Genomic DNA, 18,311 nt, shown 5'->3' with positions numbered 1-18,311 from the left:
TCTTAACAGAGGTAATTAAATCAGTGTGTTGCCCGGCTCCTCCTCAGAGGGCCCAGGAGACAGGACTTCGCGGATACAGCTGAAGTGCGGAAGGGCCCGGATAAAGCCCGCCTGTGTGGTTAACTGGCTGAGACGTTTTAGCGGGGTGAACGTGGTGTTGAGTACTGTCACCGCATGGATGGTCGCCAGAGGATGCACGGTGATATACCCGTTAAGTTCACCGGTGAGGTACCAGCAGCCGTCGAATGAAATCAGTCGGTACGGGGCCAGCCCGTCACAGCGCTCTCCCTCGGCCAGCAGCAGTACCCGCTGGCATGCGGTAATGGCACTGACGAGGCGGTAAAACACCAGCGAGCTGGCCGGTGACACTGACTGTGGGGGTTGCCACACCAGGCAGGGCATCCCTCCTGCAGTGAGCAGCATGCCCGCCAGACGCCGGTCCAGCCCCGGAAAAATATCGGCCAGTCCTGCCCGGTGAGCAAAGGTCAGCGCATCCAGCTCGCCCTGTACGCCTCCACCGGTACTGCGCAGGCGGCATTGCCCCCGTCGATACTCAAGGTCGAGGTACATCAGCCGTTCGCGAAAATCCCGTCGCAGGGTACGGACTGACACACCAAACTCTGCAGCCAGCCGCGCCATGTTCAGCGTTTCACCTGCAACCAGGCGGCTGATTATCAGTGACAGCCTGACAGCCAGCCGATCATGACGGCGCTCTGCCTGTGTCATCTTAAATCTCCGTAATAGTTAACTGACTGAATATGAAATGATTCTAAAGAGGGGGGCGGACAGGGTATGGACATGGAATGAACTATTTTTTATCTGCCACCGGAAGCAGGCCCGCCGCGGCATATCGTGAAATACGGTGAAAAAACACTCAATTCAGTGGAGGTAAAACGGACAGGGAGTGTCCTTTCCTAACATGCTGATAACAAGCTCAGGACTGAAACCCACTCAGCATCGCTTCAGCCATCACCCAGAGAGCCCGGTTGAGCTTCACATCTCCGTCGATACCACGCACGGCGCGGGTATGCGTTCGCCCGCCTTTCGCACTCCGACCACTGAGCCCACCCTTAATCAGGTTCTCCTGAATACGCTGATATGTGGTCCACAGATCATTGCTCTCATCCTGCCAGCGGCGTGGGGAGAGTATCTGAGGTGCTGTCACCGGCTGGTGGTCCTCACCGAAACGGTACGTCAGTGCAGCCTGTGCCAGAGCCTGTTGTGCAGGTGGCGGCAGCCTCAGCGACTGCATGGCATCCCGCTTCTCTTCCACACGGTCAAAAATACCCAGTACTTCATACGCCCCCTCAATCACCTGACTCACGACATCTCCTTTGTGCGGCACCCGCACCTCGCCAAACGATTCACCGCAGACAAGCCCGTTCTGGCATACCGCGCGGAATAATCCCGGCAGCATCTGATACGAGCTGGTGCCGTCATGAGAGTTGAGCAGAATGATTTCCGGGACTTGCTTGCCGGTAATTTGCCCCTCCCGACGCAGGCGCAGCATGTGCTTTGTGTGCTCGCGGCGACCTGGGTCACGCACTCTGGTCTGACAGGCAAAGAAGGGCTGAAAGCCTTCGCGCTGCAGACTGTCGAGGAGAGAAATCGTGGGTATATATGTGTACCGTTCACTGCGAGATTCGTGTTTGTCCTCGCTGAAAACACTGGGCACTACACGAAATAGCTCTTCGCGTGTTAACGGACGGTCACGACGGATAAGATTTGATGCACCAAAGCGCGAAGCCAGACGGGTCATAAGCAGACTCCTCATGATGGGAAAATAAAGACAGAAAAGCCCTACCGCTCAATCGCGGCAGGGCTCAGGAAACTACGGGTTAGAAGGGTTAATGTTCAGAAGAAGAAGTTCCAGACTGCACGAGCGACCGATACCACGATGTCGCGTACAGACTGGATGACAGTCCGAACCGGGGACGGTATCAGGGGCATGGAACTTACTGTGTCCAACACCGAGCCGACCGTTTCACCAAAATCGTCAAGGGCTTTTTTATTAATGGCATCGGTACGAAGTGGATCACTAAGCTGTACCGCCACCGGACTACTGGCCTCCCGCGGCAGGCAATGAATCATCCGTTCAGCCATTACCCGCAGCCCCCATTGCAAACGTACCGACACCGCACAGACAGGGTTTACAGGTTGGAACAACTCATGCAGTAGACAGATTTTGCGGCTGATATTTTGTTTCTGCTCTGAAGACAGCTTTTCACCACCGCTGGTGGGTTCAACCTTGTCGGACTGACTGATGACAAACAACACCTTATGCCGGTATGCTTCACCAATCACCTGCCGGTAAAAATGTTCATCCACCGCTAGTGCTCGATCATCGGCCTTAATCAACCACAGCACCAGGTCGAGCCGGGGAAGTTGTTCACGGTAGAGTGCGGCATATTCAGCATCCCGGAGTTCGGACTCTCCTACACCGGGTAGGTCCATAATTGTCATAAAGCGTTTGCCGAGCTGTAGGCGAAACTGCAGTGGTTTTCGAGTACATGCCGCCACATCACTGACCGGTGATATATCCCCAGCAAACAGGGCATTACACAGGCTGCTCTTGCCTGCTCCGGTTTTCCCCATAATGCCTATTACAGGCTCGTAGTGGGTTAACTGATTTATCTGCTGCAGAATGCGTTCAGAGACCCACTGGGGCAGGCCGGAAAGCGGTTGCTGCAGTGACTGCAGACCGTCAAATTGTTTCATTACTGCTCCTCCGAAAAAAGTATACAAAAACGGCAGAACTAAGAGGTTCTGCCGTTAATGGGATATGTTCAGAGTGATGATATATATCTGTGATCTTTTTTAATTTTCCCAACTTTTCAGTTTAGCTTTTGCGTATGCATCATTGATCAGCATCTCAATCAATTCATTGATTTTCATTTCATTTTGGCTTGCCAGATAATCAAGTTGTCTCTTACTATCTTTGCTAATATAGGTATTGAGAACTTTTTTGTTTGCAACACTATCTCTGAATTTTTTCTGACCCCATGCTTTTTTTGTTTTTATAATAAACAATTCACCTTCAGCATCGGATTTATCCTCAACCCATTGATCAAAGATTGAATGAACTTTCAGATTCAAATTTTTTTCAAACCAAAAATCCACATTACCATTAATCATTTTATTCTTATCGAAGTAAGACATCACCCACTGATAATCTGCCAAATATTTAGCATCATATCTGGCTGATGAGAACCAAAACGGATTGCCAAATTTTTTCTGGATACGGAGCCATGACCTCTTCAAACGTTCTAAGGTGGAACTGATATTATTAAGGCTTGATACACGACATTGATAGTCTATCAAAAGAATTACCCCATCATAATTTACGCCACCCTTATCAGAACCAAGGCTCCATTCAGGTAAGGTGATATCAAGAAGAGATGGGGTATTATTATTTGTATATAGCTTATATTCGGCATGAATATAATTAGCAACAAATGACAACGAACGCTCACAATCAATCCACTCAAGTTCACTAAAAGGTATTAACTTACCTTCAACCTCTCGCCTACTCTTTTCAAAGAAATCTTCCGCACTCCAATACTTAACCATTTCTTTTTTATTCATATATTTAATGCAAGACTCTTTGAAAAGAGTGGTATCACCTATTCTTTCCACTAATTCACGAGACTCATCAGCATGCATTAATGCTGAGCGAAAGATATCCCAGTAAAGCCATAAATTTACTCTTTTCGTCCAGAGACTGGTCACTCGTTTTCCTGCACTCATCACAACCTCAAACGTAAAAACAATCGTAGAAAAAAACGTATCACTCTACGTAGTATACTACGTTCCATTTTTATTGCCATAAACCTCTCCAACCGCACCACATGCCTTGTTTTTATTGGCTCGTTAGAAACGTTGACGTACATCATGTAGATACGTATTCTGAAAACACTAAAATTAACTCTGTGCCACCAATGACTGTCACTGGCAGAAAGGTAATGTGAATATAAAAAGTACGGATACCTATGAGTGCTATCAGGTTAAAATTCATTAAGGTTATTTGGTATTATAGATAGTAGTTCTCAATTGATAGCCATCTAACATCCCCACTTGGGATGATACATATCCGTCAAAAGTGATTAAAACCTACTTTGCAAGCATCCTGTCAGTGACAAAAAAACATATGCACTAGTTCCTTTGAATTCATACAAAGGAACAACGCAATGCAAAGATATTACCCACATTTAAAGAAAGTCATCCCTAATGATTTCCTGCTGAATTTGATTAATCACCATCTTAATCAGGTCCTGGCATGTCACTCCAAGGTACTGGCCTTTCGAATGGATTTTGATTACCAGCGAGGCACTAACCGATTTATTCGTAACTCTTCCATCGAAATACAGGATGACCTTAGAGAACTGACGCAGGCAATGATCACTCTTCCCGGAGTTATCGGCGTTTTTTGGGTACTGGAATGGACATCTGAAGGGGCTGTTCATGCTCATGCCATTTTTTATCTTAATGGTCAGGAACATCAGAAATCATTCCCATTTATTTTACAGGCAGGAGAACTATGGCATCAGATTACTCATGGAGAGGGGAAATACCAGCGATGCAAGCCAAAAAAATATCATCAGGACAACATTAACAATGTTGTCCGATACCAAAACAACGATGCCGTAAGCAGCTTGAGACGCATAGTGAGTTATCTGACAAAAGAAGACCAGAAATATGGCTTCCTGATCTGGGGATGCAATGAGGTTCCACCACCTGCACGACAGGGAAGACCCAGAAAATATATACCCGGCTAATACTATTTTTTACGGCACCACCGGTACCTATGCCGGGGCGGGAAGTAACAAGAATAAGACCTTCTCCGGTTTCCATTCAGATACCGGAGAATCAAATCATGACTATTCAAATTTCCCTGCTCGAAGACCAATTCATCGATATGGCATTCATTACGCAACTCACTCAGTTGACCGACAAATGGTTTTACAAACTGATTAAAGACGGTAAATTTCCAAAACCGACCAAATTTGGCCGCAGTTCTCGCTGGCGGAGAAGTGAAGTAGAAGCCTGGCTACAGGCGAGAGTCAACGAATCACGCAGCTAGATACCTTTCCTTACATATAACTTTCCTGACTGGCAGACTCTTTATCCGCTCATGGCGGGGTGTTGCGGCTGCCTGTCGTTCAGTATTCAGAGATAATTCACCATGAAAGAGACAAAGACGCGATGTGAGAGCTTGCTGGACAGCTATCAACGTTGGCTAAACGGGTTCACAAAACTGGCCATCATAAATGGCATGTGTCATCCCAATATCCAGGCCAGCCACCATCTGATGGTGGGCAGTCTGTACTTTCCCGGCGCGGGGCAGATGACTGCCGTGGTACCTCAATGCCTTTACCGACTGATTTACGGAAGTCAGCATCCAGAGCCAGTGTCGGTAGTGACTGATATGCAAATCAGCCTTGAGACAAGGCAAAAAACTTTACTGCACCACCCAATGCTGGAAGGGATATTGCTGAGTGAATGTATCCGCCTGAAACAACGCCCACTGGCAAATAGGCTGATTAGCCTGTTACAACAATTCAGCTCACCGGAGCATCGCCACAAACTGGTCTGGCTATGTTGGTACGATCTGATGATGGGGGCGACGCTGGAAGACTGGCTGGATAATCTGAAACGTAAGGCACCTAAAGATCTAGGCTTGTGGCTGATTGGACGGCAGGAGGAAAACATATCCCTCACGCAAATGATGGATGAATATCTGCTATTTACCGGCTACTGATATCAGTTCCGATTTGTGCTGAGCATCTTTCTACCCGGACAAGCTCATTAATAAAGGCGGCAGATCCCTCATTGCCGCAAACAACTCCTCGATACTCCGCACTACTCGGATTATGATTAAGATCGCTTGGTATAGATCTCGTAAAACTGATAAAGGCGTAAATGCTACAAAGTCTTTTGAAGCAGCATTAATTTTGAGTCCGCTCTTCGCGATCTCTTTACCAAGGCGTGTGGCATATCCATAGAGCACAGTACCCAAAATACCAGTCTCTCAACGCTAGGAGCGAAAATTGGCTGTAATAGAAGAAGTGGCTTTCATCTCGCCTGAAGAAGAATCTGTGATTAGAGGAGACAAGACAAATGCTCCCGAGCTATTCACCTTTGACTGCGGACAACTTCCATTTGAACGCATGGGTGACGCTCAATTTGAGCTTCTAGTGGCAGACGTCTACCGAGCTGAATATGAAAGTAACGCTCAAAACTGGTATGACACTGTAAGTCGCTTAAACGACGGTGCCGACCAAGGTCGCGACGTTGTCATGTACAACGATGGCATACCAACAGGGGTGATACAGTGCAAACGCCTCAAGAAAAACCTTGATTTGGGAACCGTTATCTACGAGATCTGCAAATTCTTCCTGTATGCACACATCAGACCTCAGCTCGCCCCACATCCTGGAACATCCTTTAAATATTACTTTGCCGTCGCCGATGGTGTCACCACCGAAGCTTTCGAATTCCTACAAGCGTCGGGGCAAAAACGTTTCGACGACAATATTTCGTCATTTGAAGATGAGTGCGGGAGAATTCTCAAAAAATCAAAAACGCTCCATAAAAATGCAAAGCTCAAAGATTTATCTCCTAAACAACTGCGTGAAATAGTGTGGCAGTGGACAGCCCTTTTAGATACTAAAATTCTTAAGAAAGATAGTTTATCGAGCTTGGTGGCTAAGTACCCAAATGTTAGGAACACTTATTTCAAACTGGATACAGATGCGACTGCCATCATTGAAGTCATCAAACAGTATCTGACATCCCAGGGTGGTGTATTTTCCGAAGATGATGAAACCTATCTTCAGAAAATCCGCACAGAGCACGTCAATTTATCGTTCTTTGAGGGAGATCGGCTCAATATCGGTTTAATTCAAGGCACAGAGCTCATTCCGTTCTTAGAGGGCATGCTTGCTAAGGGGGGAGGGATTTTTGAGCAGAATTTCGGTAACCGCCCAGTAGTACTCACTGCTGGAGCAAATGCAGCCACTCCTACACAGTGGGACGAAATAAATGATCTGGTTAAAGCCTATCCTTATCCCCTTGTCTTCACGGTTGGATGTGGAGAGGTTAGCGGCTCTACCCTCATCAGTTGGATAAAAACCGACGAAATGTCTTGGATAGATCCTTCATGGCACCCAGCTTCAGCACCAAAATTTAAAGCAGGATGGTGTTGGGTCACGGACCCGGCCAACGACATTATCAATTGTTACATTTTAGTTGAAAATGAGCCAAAGGATGCAGGTTTTGATCGTGGGACTGTTTCGCTCAGATTAGCATTTAAAGATGTCATCGTTTGGCCAACTTTGGGCAATGACTTTACAAACTCTATACACCGTAACAACTCTCAGTTACGAAGAATTATTGCCAGCCAAATTGAAGATAAGCGCAAACGTCCAAATCTGATTATGGCCTCTCAGCACATCTCTGAGCTTACGGAGGTCGTCAAATCACTTTTGGATTATCACGCACGCCGAATGGTTTCCCCGATGGCAGTTGTGGCTGCTAATAGTGGATATCTGCAGAAATGTCAGGTGCAACTTTATAGCGCAACTGGAGTTTTCCCCGCCGCTGACAGCGAGCACAATACTCGAGCGAGCCCACCTGCGATGCAGCCTCCTAGCCGTGTAATGCGTAGGAGTACAAGCGGAGGGATGACTCTTACATTGACATGGGATGCGAGTCTCACATTGTTGCGTGCTAAAGGGCTCCGGTTGCAAGGTGGGGCAGTCATAGAAGATCTGACTCCTGCAGCACTGGAGTTTCACGAGCTTTTCCACCGATATCCTCCTGACCCTGATTACGCTGAAACAGTTAAGAACGAATTTGCGCAACTGGATGACTTTGTCCAGTCTGGAGGAATCAAGGACGTTCATAGCTTTGCTTATCAGACCAAATATGGAGTGAAATCTGAACAAAAATTCACTCTGGAGGAATTGACCAACTCTGGTAAAGATGTGATGAAAGCGGTACAAGCTTTAAGCTACCTAAAATCCCATAAGGACTCGGCTTGGATTACTGAACCAGGTATAAAGGGTCATCTACGGTTCGCAGACCCTGATAAAGGGGATTACAACGTACTGGCGTGGGCAAATGACGAGTATCGCATAAGGTACATGTCAAACGATCTCTATCGATGGGCAAGAGATACAGCCAATCATCCACAACTAGTTGTGTTCGGTAATGGTATCGGGAAAGTTAAAGATGAAATGCCCAGTAAGTTCAGCGAACTCAACGTTCACAATAGCGAACGCTTTGATATTTCAACGGGGCCAAATGTGAAAGACTCCATCACTGATATTTCTATGGTAAATAAAGTCTACTTTTTTGCTCTTAATGAGATTGAATCGATGTACGACGATTCTGATACTTTATCAGTAGAAGACTTCATGGATGATATTTCCACTCGCAGGAAAAAACTTGATGCTCAATGATTTGATTAATCTTCTTGATGAGCGTGCAGCCGAAGCAGGTTTCACTTCCCCGGAAAACGGCATCTTGACGTTTAGTGATTCACCCCACTGGCCTGGACCGCCCTTGGGTACTCAAGTGAAGTACTGGTCGACTAAATTTGCATCAGTTCTGCTTGTACAAATCGATTGTCAGACACCTGAGGAGGCTTGGAAACAGACGAGAGTCGCTGAGGCTTTCTTGGATGCAGCGCTCTTGCAACTTGAACGAAAGAGGGCTGTTGTTGATGGTTATCTGGTCCTGGCACTGACTCAGTTCACTAACGACTTTCGGCAGTATATTAATGATGTGGAAAAGGATACGCGTTTTGTGCGTAAACATGTTGTATTTCATAATGATGATGGCTGGCAGCGCTGCCAACGCATTACCCCTCTGGGACTAAGAGGCATATCCATTCAGAACGAATTTTCTACATTTGTACCTGAAAATGAACAAATGGCAGAGCTTTTGGTATCCCTTGGGAAAATGAAAGGTAAGGACCTGGCTCGTTATCACGGAAAGGAGTGGGATCTCAATGAATAATCTTCCTATCAAATTTATTTCGGTGGAGATTCGTAATTTTCGCGGAGTTCCTGATATTCTGCATATCCCGCTCAATGCACCATTAACAATCATTCATGCAGCAAATGGTACGGGTAAAAGCACCATTTGCTATGCTTTAGAATGGCTACTCACTAACAAAGTTTATGATCTGCCAACCACTTCTGATTTTTCTTGTCAGTGGGGCACCGGTAATACGTCCGTAAGTGCCGAATGCGAGATAAATGGCGAGATTTATTATCTTGAACGAGTCAACGGAAAAGCTTCAATAAAGAAAAATGGGGAGACTAGCAAAAGGAAAATCAAAGATGCAGCCCTACTCGAGATGCTCACCCCGCTCTCAGTAAGGGGGAGTAGTACTCAAGCGACGACAAAAGCCCGTCGCGAGTGGCTCCGCAATTGCCGGTGGTTATATGCGAACTCATTAGCCCTGCTTGTTGATAACAGCAAATCAGAACTAAGACAGCAAATTTTTGCAGACATATTAGGACTCGGTCACCTCGCAAGCATGCTCAATAATTTGAAGGAGTACCGAGGTGATCTTCCCAGAGTTCAAGGGTTGGAAAAAAAACTGCAATATCTGGTTACTGAAATTCAGCTGCTGGAAGAAAAACTCGTTGCCAACCAAACGGGAAAAGAACAAATAGCGATCAAATTAAAATCAATATTAGAAAAATTCCCTGACATTCAGGTAACGGGAAATCTGCTGGATGACTTCAAAAAAGCGCAACTGGAAGTCGCTAAATTACTACAGACAACTCAGCGTAAAAAAAACCTTCTTAATCAATTGCTGGAGGGATGGTCGGGCTATGAGTCCAGCCTACAACAGCTCGAAAAAAACCGAAGTACGCTCGCAGACATCACCCAGACCAATACTGCTTTGACTGAAACTCATCGTCAAGTAGCTGAGCAACTCTCTGAAGCCGAAACCCAGATCTCACAAGGGAAATTGGCTATTGAATGGGCGAAAAAGAACACTGATGTCCTCAATGGTTGGTCAGCTATCTCCTCTGACCGAGATTTCGCTCAGCTCTTTTATAAAACGGATCCCAGCTTCCAATTCTTAGAACAAAACTTTGTTGAATATAGTTGGGAAAGTGACAAGCAACAGCATTGGTTGAATTCAATTGAGTATTTGATCCGCAATGAGAAGGTATTGTTAGATCAACTTAATGTCAAACGAGATCTATCCAACAATCCAGTCCAACCTCCGGCCAACTTAGTGGAGCTATCAAATCTTGCTGATAAAGCTAAACAAACACGAATTACTGCTCAGGGAGAGTTTGATGCACTTTCAAATGTCATAAATCGCCTGAAGGCATTAGGGTACGAAGCTTCACATTCGCTTTCAAGTGGGCACTGCCCTCTTTGTGACCATAACTGGCAATCTATTGATATTTTGCGAAAGCAGCTTTCCGATGTCAACTTATCGCCTGAGCTTCAGGCGGCAAGTCACAAGTTAATGATTGCTCAGTCCAATGAACAGAAATGTATTACAGCACAACAAAGCGCCCAGTTGCAGCAATCTTCTTTTGAAGATTATGTGGCACGGGTTAAATCCGTAGATGATAAGCTGAAGGTTATTGAGGAAATCACCAGTTATCTGCGAACCATGGGTAAATCTGAATTTTCACATTCTGATATTATAGATTTCCCACTCTTATTGGCCCGTATCAAATCCGCAATCAGGATAAGGGGTATTGCTGAAGCATTGTCGCAGGTTAATGAGTTCTTTGAGCTGCCATCCTCAACGTCCATAAATACTGGCGTTACCGAGGCACTTCAGGTACTAGAGCGATACACGCAGTACTTCCAACAACAACTAAACTCAGCAAATGCTAAACGACCAAGTCTCGCCCAATTAGTTAAAGAGAAACTTGAGGGTATTCAGGCCAAAACTCGTGAGTCGCATCAAATAAGCGCCAGCATTGCAACAGTTTCACAAGTGATAAATAGCTTCCAAAGCCAATGGAATGAGGTATTTGGTACTATTCCTGTTTCCAAAGATATTCACACTAGCGCCCTAGCAACAGTCGATCTGGACCTTCAAAAAGCTGAAGGGTATGAAGAGGAGCTTCGCGTTTGTCAAACATCTCTGAGTATCGACATGGATACTCAACAGTTGCTCAAGCTTCGTAGTGAGAGAGCGATGATTACTGAGAAGCTTCAAAAGGGACAAAGCCACATACTTGTCGCAGACAATGCAATTACTCAATATGGTATTCATGTTCGTAATGCAACCGTTTCTAGCCTTGCTCCTCTCCTAGAACCGGCGACTGAATTATTCTCTCGCATGCATGCGAACGAGGTATATCACCAATTAAGTGTTTCTGGCGATGATTTGAATTGGATGGTACTTGCTGAAGGTCATGAGATACCATTAGAAGCAGAAGAGAAGCTAAGCCAAGGACAGCGACAAGATTTAGCACTATCACTCTACCTTGCAAGGGCAAAGAATACCGGTGGAAGCTTCCTATTGGATGAACCTATCGCTCATTTAGATGATCTAAATCGAGTGGCCATGCTGGATATTTTCAGACTTGTGGCAACCTCAATGCCGAACATGAACTTGATCCTGACAACTGCAAGTGACAGCTTGGCTCGACATCTTGCGCAAAAATTCTCAAGCCTTCCGGATGAGCACTTACTTAACACAATTTATTTAGAGGGGAATCCTCGCACAGGCGTCAAAGCAACTGTGACAAGAAATTCAATTGGTCTTGCTTCTTAATATCAAAAAAGACAGTGGAGGGTCTATAACCGCCCGCTGTCTTACATGCTTAACCTAACAGTAGTTTATTTATTTTTTGATCGGCTGATCATAACCACTTTTTTCAACACGTCTCTAATTGCCAATAAAGAGTTAGCGAGCATCGGAATTTTTACTACATGTAAAGAATATTTACCCTGTTCTTGAAAAGTATCAAATCTATGGTAAACCCCTTTATTTCCAGTCTCACTGGTCACATCTGGATATAAAAGCACGATGTCCATACAATTGAAACGCATGCCATACGTCAACATTTGATAGATATCTTCACGTGAGATACCTAAATTACGTTTATTCATGTGAAGAAACTTCCACTTTGTATCAATTATGAGTTCAGTAGCCCCTTCATTATTAATCAACCTTACATCAGGAATTAGCTCAAATACACCTTCACCATCATTACTAGAACACGCAAAAGTCCCTCTTGCCTGTGTTTTCGCTATTAAACCTTCGGATATAGCAATCCAATTCAATTCCTTTGCAATAAATGCCTCAAATAAACGATAGGTAAATATAATCTCTGATGTAGCTAGTTCATCACCAACAAATATTCCAATACCCCTTTCTTCCAAGAGTGATTGGCTTTGGCGAAGAAGGGAATGATAGGTTGCGGATAAACGGTCAGTACGCACCTTTGGCCATTCTAATCTATAATCTGGCGAGATATTGACTGAATCCATATCGGATAAACATAGATCAATAATTCCTCTTATATTGGCAGAACATCTCGATCGGTAGCGCAGTAAAACTTCTTTAAAAATTCTATTCTCCGGAACATCTTCAGTCAATGCAACCCATGATGATGCAAAACGCCCTGGCCTACGAATATTTTCGTAACATTGCTCAGGAAAGGTTATTCGACCTCTAGGGGAGGAAAGGCTATCTGATGAAGATATATATCGTCGAATGACTTGGCGACGGCGTGCCAACTGTAACTCATCACAAAATATTCCCAACAATGAATCGAATTTATTTCCATCAGTACTTAGAGGGGCTAATCCAGCGGTAATGAAACTAGATGAGATAGCATTCTCAAGCATTCTAGATAAATTATTATCCAATAGGGTTCTGTTTTTCTGATCCAGCAAATTAGCACCTATTGGAACAACCTCTAGAATTAGCTTGGAGGTTTCCAGGGTTCCTGTCCAAAATTTTGGCACCAATGCTCCTGCATAAATATCGAAATAAGCATCTGTATTTTTCCCTGTGCTTTTTTTCCATGCATGGAGAATTGATGTGAGTTCGTCAAAGCTGCTTAACTCAAGGCCTTCGCCAATTCTTAGCTTGGCCCATTCCTCACATTTCAGTATACGCTTCACTGACCCCTCTCAAGCTCTCAATTAAATACATTGGTGTCAATGAGAACAGGTTGACATATTTTTAGAACACAATGGATAGCATAGTCTTCATTGTCTGGCCCCGGAATAACTTTTTTTGGATTCCAAAACCGTGGATCTAACTCTAAGTTTTTAGTTACAGAATGTGCCCTATAACCAAATGAAGCAGCAGTATCCTGATCTAATCCGAATAAAACTTCAAACTGTTTTTCCACTGGATTTATTTTAAAGAAGTTTGCATTTTTTGACGCGGAGTCTCCCAAGACAAGCTGTATCAAGCCTTCATTACCATAAAAATATTCGCGCAGTAGAGGAATAACTCTAGTTGCTAACCGTTCAATAACTTTTGAGTTCGTATCACAACCTACCAGGTAACCATGTCCAATACAATGATCTGCATCTAATAGATGTTCTATCCTTGAATTTATTGTCCGTAAAAGCTGTCCGCAATTAATAGATGGACTATCAATGGTGTCACGTAATAGGGATGAATCTGGTGGAATATTAACAAAATCAAATCGACGTCTAAGTGCATGATCGACAAGTGCAATATTTCTATCCGCAGAGTTCATCGTCCCTATTATATGCAAATTTGATGGCATGAAAAGCCGCGACTCTAACTCTTCAGCCCGAGGGTATTGCAACTCGATTCCGATAGGGAATTCCGCACCAACTCGCTTATCAGCATCCAGAGAAGAGATTAGTGGGCCTAAAATCCTACTTACATCACCTCGATTTATTTCATCAATAACAATAACGAACTCTTTTTCAGGTGATTGGATTGCACGTCTAATCATTCTGAGTAATAATCCTTCATGAAGTCGATATCTCAGTTGTCCATTTTTTAAATCAATATTATTATTTTCAATTGATTCATCAACATCATCTTCATTAACTATTACTGGTCGAATTGACTCGACCAAATCTTCATATTGTAAGGAGGGATGAAAAGTTACAAAGGCGCACTGTTCCCGATAATCATTGAATCTTTCAAAAGAGTAAGATAATTCGCCTTTATCATCGAACCCAGGTTCTATCAATTTAACTGCTTCACGAACTGCAGACAAAGTTTTCCCTGTTCCTGGAGGACCATAATAGATGCGAACGATTGATCTGGTTGAGCTTTTTTTCCGCAAAAGTAATCGAGTTCCAGCAGCAGCGAGATCTTGTAATGCTAGTGCACGGAGGGCTTCAAACTCCTCCAAACTGCCAAACGGATAAACATTTGAGGAAAGAAATTTTGCGGTTTTTGCTAATTGGGATAAATCATTATATAATTCAGCCTTACTTACTGAATTTGGTAACACTTTTACAGTAATAAATGATGCCAATATTTTCTTTAAAGTTGTTGTTCTTATATCCTTAAGAAATACAACATCAGGAGAAATAGAAACACCAGCAACAGTTGATAATGGAGACGGAAATAATCCATTTTGGTCCCAATCAATACTTGATATTTTTCGACCAAACATATGGGATTGTCCCTCTCTTTTTACTGCATCTGAAGCAATATCAAAAAGGAGATTCGAAACTTCCGAAAGTTTGTTGTGGTTTTGAGCATTTTGATAATGTGAAGCAACCCCAAGCAAAATTGCCCCTGCTCGCGGCAACGCCATAACGATTAAACGCCAACCTGCATTGCTTCTGTAACGCTCAAATAGGCTTTTACGATAAATGCTAATATTAAGAAAATGCACATCTCCTAACCAAGACTTATAGTCATCTTCGCTAAGACCAGCTATTTTAATTTTATTTCTAATTCCACGACGTAGCTCATTATTCCAAATATTATCAATATTAGCTTGAGTATAAAAGTTGAAATCTGTATCTATCCCCCATTCGGACTCCGGAAACACCTCATGTAGTTCCGCTACAGAGCTAGCTTTCTCTAAAATGCATTTTTCTTCACTATTTGTACTCAAAAGATCAAGAAGTGCCATTTCTTATTCCTTGAAAAAAGCTGCTAAGTGATTACTAGAATGCAGCGTTAAACATAGTTCGTAATTGTAAATACTGTAACAGATCATTTCTAGTCATCATATGAAAAATCACCCCTAACAAGACAGTTTATGATTTTGATGTTAGTATTGGGGACATTCAAACTGCAATCTGAGATTATAGTTTAAATGTCCCTACAAATATTTATAGCCTTGACGATAACTTCACTAACATTTTATTAACCACAATTTTTCAATTTGACAGAAATATCTTCCTCAATTTCTGAGGTCGGTATAGCTAACTCAGAAACACCTTTATCTCCTAATAATAAAAGCAAGTTTCGTACTGCCAAGCCTATACCTTCAGCCATCAAAGGCGGAACCGCATTTCCTACTTGCGAGCACCTAGCCACATCAAACTTCCGACGTGGTCCATTGATGGTATATCGGCCGTAAAAATGGAAGTCATCAGGAAAAGACTGAAATCTAGCCATTTCACGGACAGTAATGTTCCTAGGCTCTGCATAATGGATAAATTCGTCAGGATGCGTCGTAATAGTTGATACTGCCTCTGAAGAATCAATCAGGACCTTTTTGTCCTTTTTAGTTCCGTTTTCTAATAAGAAAGCTTTGGACAGTCTCCCTGGCGGCTGCGTTTGATGAGCGAGGTTGTATAAATCAAGAATTCGCTCCCCATGTTTTGAGTACCGATGAGAGTTAGGAATATTCCCTGTCTTTTGCCCTCTCCTTAAAGCACGCGCATATGCAGAAACAGCTTTAGTATAGGTTGATGATTCAAATTTCTCAGAATCGGGGCAAATAACTCGCAAACCTCCAGTGAGATCGTCTATTGCTTCCTTTGCTGTGATATTTTTACTTTTATGTAATCCCCAATGCTCACGAACTGCCAGAGCTGCTTCATTTAGATTATCATTAAATGCAATATTTAGTTCTTGCGAAGATATTGTACAATTTTGAATACCTAGTATAACCACCCGTCGTCTCGATTGCGGCACCCCAAAACGACTGGCATCTACTACATTTAAAATACTCGTATAACCCAACTCAGCGAGTTGCTTAATTACAGAGTCAGCAACTGAGGTACGCTCTTCGCCAGGGCGAGCTACAAAGCGACGAGCTATCCCTTCGACATTTTCAATTAATACAATGCGTGGCCGAACTAAGTCAACCATATCAAGCATTTGATATACAAGATCATTCCGTTCATCAGCACCATCGCGCCGCCCTCCAACACTGAAACCTTGGCAAGGGGGTCCTCCGGCCATCATAGTTACAGAGCCACGTAATGAGAGAAGATGAGCCCTATTAGACTCATTTCTTAGAAGCTCCACTATGTCATGGTTAGTTTTTGACAGCCAACTTGGCCATTTGTCAAAACTTGCGTATGGTGCATTTTGTACCAAGAAGTTATTAGATAGGGTTTCAAACGCCATCGGATCGCGCTCGATTGCAAAAATACCGGCCCAGCCAGCCTCTTTTAGCCCGAGACTCAGGCCACCGCATCCTGCGAAAAGATCGATGCATGTAAGATTTGGCTTGTTTGGCGTTGTCACTTCTTGATTCTCCGCTCTTTCAATTTTTTTCTCTTACAACAACCTGCGTTGTTGTAGATTGGGATAAGCATTACATACGGTAAATGTGGGCACTAATCACACAATAACCTTCAACCAGTCGGGCCTTAGCATCGATCGCAACCTCCTGTTTTTATGTTGCAAAAACAGTAAGTTCTCTATAAATCTTAGAGATAGTCGCTTATGTAACATTTATGCTCACTCCTTTCAGGAAGATTTGATCATAGAAAAGTACATAAAGCAATCAATGCGGGCCCAAAATCGGCTCTCGAAGAACCGCTTAAAGATATCCGGCTGCACTAGGTTTAAGTATTCTTACCGAAATCAAACGGACTAACCCCCTTCTCCCGATTCACATCAAGAAAATCTGCCCACCACTGTAACATCAAACGACGCTCATCCAAGTGCTCAGCCTTATGGATGTAAGCCGCACGTACTGAGTTACGTTCCATATGGCTCATTTGCCGTTCTACTGCATCTCTTGACCACAATCCAGATTCAATTAGCGAGCTACACGCCATCGTTCTGAAGCCATGTCCGCAAACATCAACCTTCGTATCGTATCCCATCACCCGCAGAGCTTTGTTCACCGTGTTTTCACTCATCGGTTTACGAGTATTGTGATCTCCAACGAAAACAAAATCACGATTGCCACTGAGCTTATGAACCTGTTTCAGGATGTCCATTGCCTGCCGAGATAACGGTACCAGGTGAGGTGTGCGCATTTTAGAACCACGTTGAGAATGCTTCACACCTTCGATAGCTTCTCGTTCAGCCGGTATCGTCCACATTGCCGTTTCAAAATCGATTTCAGACCAACGCGCAAAGCGCAATTCACTGGAACGAATGAAGATCAATAAGGTGAGTTCAACGGCCATGCGGGTCAAAGGCCGTCCCGTATAACCATCAATTCGGTGAAGTAGCTCAGGTAAGCGTTTCAGTTCAAGCGCTGGTCGATGGACACGATTACTTGAAGCAACTGCCCCAGCCATCTCCTGAGCAGGATTGTAATCGATCAAACCACTTTGCACAGCATAACGCATAATCGCATTAGTACGCTGCTGAAGACGCGAAGCCACTTCAAGACGCCCTGTAGCCTCAACAACCTTGATAGGAACAAGGAGATCGCGCGTGCTAAAACTATCAATACTCCGCTTCCCAATTGCTGGGAACAAATTATCTTCCAGGCTCTTCAGCACCCGTCGACTATGTTCTTCTGACCATTTTTTATTTGCGGCATGCCACTCTCGGGCAACTGACTCAAAGGTAATATTTTCTTTCGCCTGTTCTTCTTTCACGGCACGTTTGTGTTCGCGAGGATCGATTCCAGCAGCAACAAGCCTTCTGGCCTCTTCCCTCTTTTGACGAGCATCAGCTAATGACGTTTCAGGATAAACACCAAACGCCATCAGGTGCTGCTTACCACCAAAGCGAAAACGGAACCGCCAGTATTTTGAGCCGTTAGGGTGAATCAGCAAAAACATGCCATCCCCATCGACAAGGGTGTATTCCTTTTCCTGCGGTTTTGCAGAACGCACTTTGATATCTGTCAGAGCCATAAAAGTTCTCCTTCCATGTGCCGCCGTGAGTATACAACCATTATCGAACCAGCATATATACTCGGTTCTATACTCAC

At 44.0% G+C, this 18,311-nt stretch carries 14 protein-coding genes; 6 read left to right on the top strand and 8 right to left on the bottom strand.

All coding sequences use genetic code 11. From position 1 onward, the window contains the following. Positions 1 to 15 precede the first annotated feature (15 nt). From AB6731_RS13030 to AB6731_RS13015, 4 genes are all read right to left on the bottom strand, one after another. Entirely contained in the window at positions 16 to 726 is a 711-nt protein-coding gene (locus AB6731_RS13030) for a DeoR family transcriptional regulator (RefSeq protein WP_006818658.1), read from the bottom strand. A gap of 208 nt (positions 727 to 934) precedes the next feature. Continuing rightward, positions 935 to 1,759 (bottom strand): DUF932 domain-containing protein, encoded by an 825-nt coding sequence (locus AB6731_RS13025; protein WP_371006447.1) that lies wholly within the window; start codon positions 1,757 to 1,759, stop codon positions 935 to 937. Positions 1,760 to 1,854: 95 nt separating this feature from the next. After that, positions 1,855 to 2,718: a GTPase family protein gene (locus AB6731_RS13020; protein ID WP_180791978.1), complete on the bottom strand. Its 864-nt coding sequence runs from the start codon at positions 2,716 to 2,718 to the stop codon at positions 1,855 to 1,857. A 99-nt stretch (positions 2,719 to 2,817) separates the two neighbouring features. After that, complete coding sequence (locus AB6731_RS13015) at positions 2,818 to 3,729, bottom strand: hypothetical protein (protein WP_371006446.1); 912 nt, start codon at positions 3,727 to 3,729, stop codon at positions 2,818 to 2,820. A 458-nt stretch (positions 3,730 to 4,187) separates the two neighbouring features. On the opposite strand from AB6731_RS13015, the gene AB6731_RS13010 reads away from it, so the two are divergent. The 6 genes from AB6731_RS13010 to AB6731_RS12985 all read left to right on the top strand — a co-directional run bounded on the left by AB6731_RS13010 (position 4,188) and on the right by AB6731_RS12985 (position 11,770). Then, a complete protein-coding gene (locus AB6731_RS13010; RefSeq protein ID WP_193863107.1) occupies positions 4,188 to 4,775 on the top strand; it encodes an inovirus-type Gp2 protein in 588 nt (195 codons plus the stop codon). Between the two features lie 98 nt (positions 4,776 to 4,873). Next, complete coding sequence (locus AB6731_RS13005; RefSeq protein ID WP_371006445.1) at positions 4,874 to 5,080, top strand: helix-turn-helix transcriptional regulator; 207 nt, start codon at positions 4,874 to 4,876, stop codon at positions 5,078 to 5,080. 102 nt (positions 5,081 to 5,182) lie between these two features. Continuing rightward, positions 5,183 to 5,758: a hypothetical protein gene (locus AB6731_RS13000; protein ID WP_371006444.1), complete on the top strand. Its 576-nt coding sequence runs from the start codon at positions 5,183 to 5,185 to the stop codon at positions 5,756 to 5,758. 289 nt (positions 5,759 to 6,047) lie between these two features. After that, positions 6,048 to 8,462 (top strand): ABC-three component system protein, encoded by a 2,415-nt coding sequence (locus tag AB6731_RS12995; RefSeq protein ID WP_371006443.1) that lies wholly within the window; start codon positions 6,048 to 6,050, stop codon positions 8,460 to 8,462. Continuing rightward, a complete protein-coding gene (locus tag AB6731_RS12990; RefSeq protein WP_371006504.1) occupies positions 8,452 to 9,021 on the top strand; it encodes a hypothetical protein in 570 nt (189 codons plus the stop codon). The genes AB6731_RS12995 and AB6731_RS12990 overlap by 11 nt, the downstream gene beginning before the upstream one ends. Beyond that, positions 9,014 to 11,770: an AAA family ATPase gene (locus AB6731_RS12985; protein WP_371006442.1), complete on the top strand. Its 2,757-nt coding sequence runs from the start codon at positions 9,014 to 9,016 to the stop codon at positions 11,768 to 11,770. The genes AB6731_RS12990 and AB6731_RS12985 overlap by 8 nt, the downstream gene beginning before the upstream one ends. 65 nt (positions 11,771 to 11,835) lie before the next feature. On the opposite strand, the gene AB6731_RS12980 is transcribed toward AB6731_RS12985, so the two are convergent. From AB6731_RS12980 to AB6731_RS12965, 4 genes are all read right to left on the bottom strand, one after another. Continuing rightward, on the bottom strand, positions 11,836 to 13,128 hold the full coding sequence (locus AB6731_RS12980; protein WP_371006440.1) for an McrC family protein: 1,293 nt from the start codon (positions 13,126 to 13,128) through the stop codon (positions 11,836 to 11,838). A 17-nt stretch (positions 13,129 to 13,145) separates the two neighbouring features. Next, the gene (locus tag AB6731_RS12975) at positions 13,146 to 15,086 is read right to left on the bottom strand and encodes an McrB family protein (protein ID WP_371006439.1); all 1,941 of its coding nucleotides are present in this window, start codon (positions 15,084 to 15,086) and stop codon (positions 13,146 to 13,148) included. Positions 15,087 to 15,322: 236 nt separating this feature from the next. Further along, complete coding sequence (locus AB6731_RS12970) at positions 15,323 to 16,657, bottom strand: DNA cytosine methyltransferase (protein WP_371006438.1); 1,335 nt, start codon at positions 16,655 to 16,657, stop codon at positions 15,323 to 15,325. A gap of 323 nt (positions 16,658 to 16,980) precedes the next feature. Beyond that, positions 16,981 to 18,234: a tyrosine-type recombinase/integrase gene (locus AB6731_RS12965; protein ID WP_371006437.1), complete on the bottom strand. Its 1,254-nt coding sequence runs from the start codon at positions 18,232 to 18,234 to the stop codon at positions 16,981 to 16,983. Positions 18,235 to 18,311 lie beyond the last annotated feature (77 nt).

The organism is Enterobacter sp. RCC_40, from assembly GCF_041360735.1.
GTDB classification, from domain to species: Bacteria; Pseudomonadota; Gammaproteobacteria; order Enterobacterales; family Enterobacteriaceae; genus Enterobacter; species Enterobacter ludwigii.
The sequence above is the reverse complement of the archived record's forward strand: the minus strand, read 5'-3'. Positions and strand labels throughout refer to the sequence as shown.

Excerpts from the sequence above, each read along its gene's own strand:
- AB6731_RS13010 (WP_193863107.1), top strand. The coding sequence starts at position 4,188 with ATGCAAAGATATTACCCACATTTAAAGAAAGTCATCCCTAATGATTTC.
- AB6731_RS12965 (WP_371006437.1), bottom strand. The coding sequence starts at position 18,234 with ATGGCTCTGACAGATATCAAAGTGCGTTCTGCAAAACCGCAGGAAAAG.
- AB6731_RS13000 (WP_371006444.1), top strand. The coding sequence starts at position 5,183 with ATGAAAGAGACAAAGACGCGATGTGAGAGCTTGCTGGACAGCTATCAA.
- AB6731_RS13005 (WP_371006445.1), top strand. The coding sequence starts at position 4,874 with ATGACTATTCAAATTTCCCTGCTCGAAGACCAATTCATCGATATGGCA.
- AB6731_RS13025 (WP_371006447.1), bottom strand. The coding sequence starts at position 1,759 with ATGACCCGTCTGGCTTCGCGCTTTGGTGCATCAAATCTTATCCGTCGT.
- AB6731_RS13020 (WP_180791978.1), bottom strand. The coding sequence starts at position 2,718 with ATGAAACAATTTGACGGTCTGCAGTCACTGCAGCAACCGCTTTCCGGC.
- AB6731_RS12990 (WP_371006504.1), top strand. The coding sequence starts at position 8,452 with ATGCTCAATGATTTGATTAATCTTCTTGATGAGCGTGCAGCCGAAGCA.
- AB6731_RS13030 (WP_006818658.1), bottom strand. The coding sequence starts at position 726 with ATGACACAGGCAGAGCGCCGTCATGATCGGCTGGCTGTCAGGCTGTCA.
- AB6731_RS12975 (WP_371006439.1), bottom strand. The coding sequence starts at position 15,086 with ATGGCACTTCTTGATCTTTTGAGTACAAATAGTGAAGAAAAATGCATT.
- AB6731_RS12985 (WP_371006442.1), top strand. The coding sequence starts at position 9,014 with ATGAATAATCTTCCTATCAAATTTATTTCGGTGGAGATTCGTAATTTT.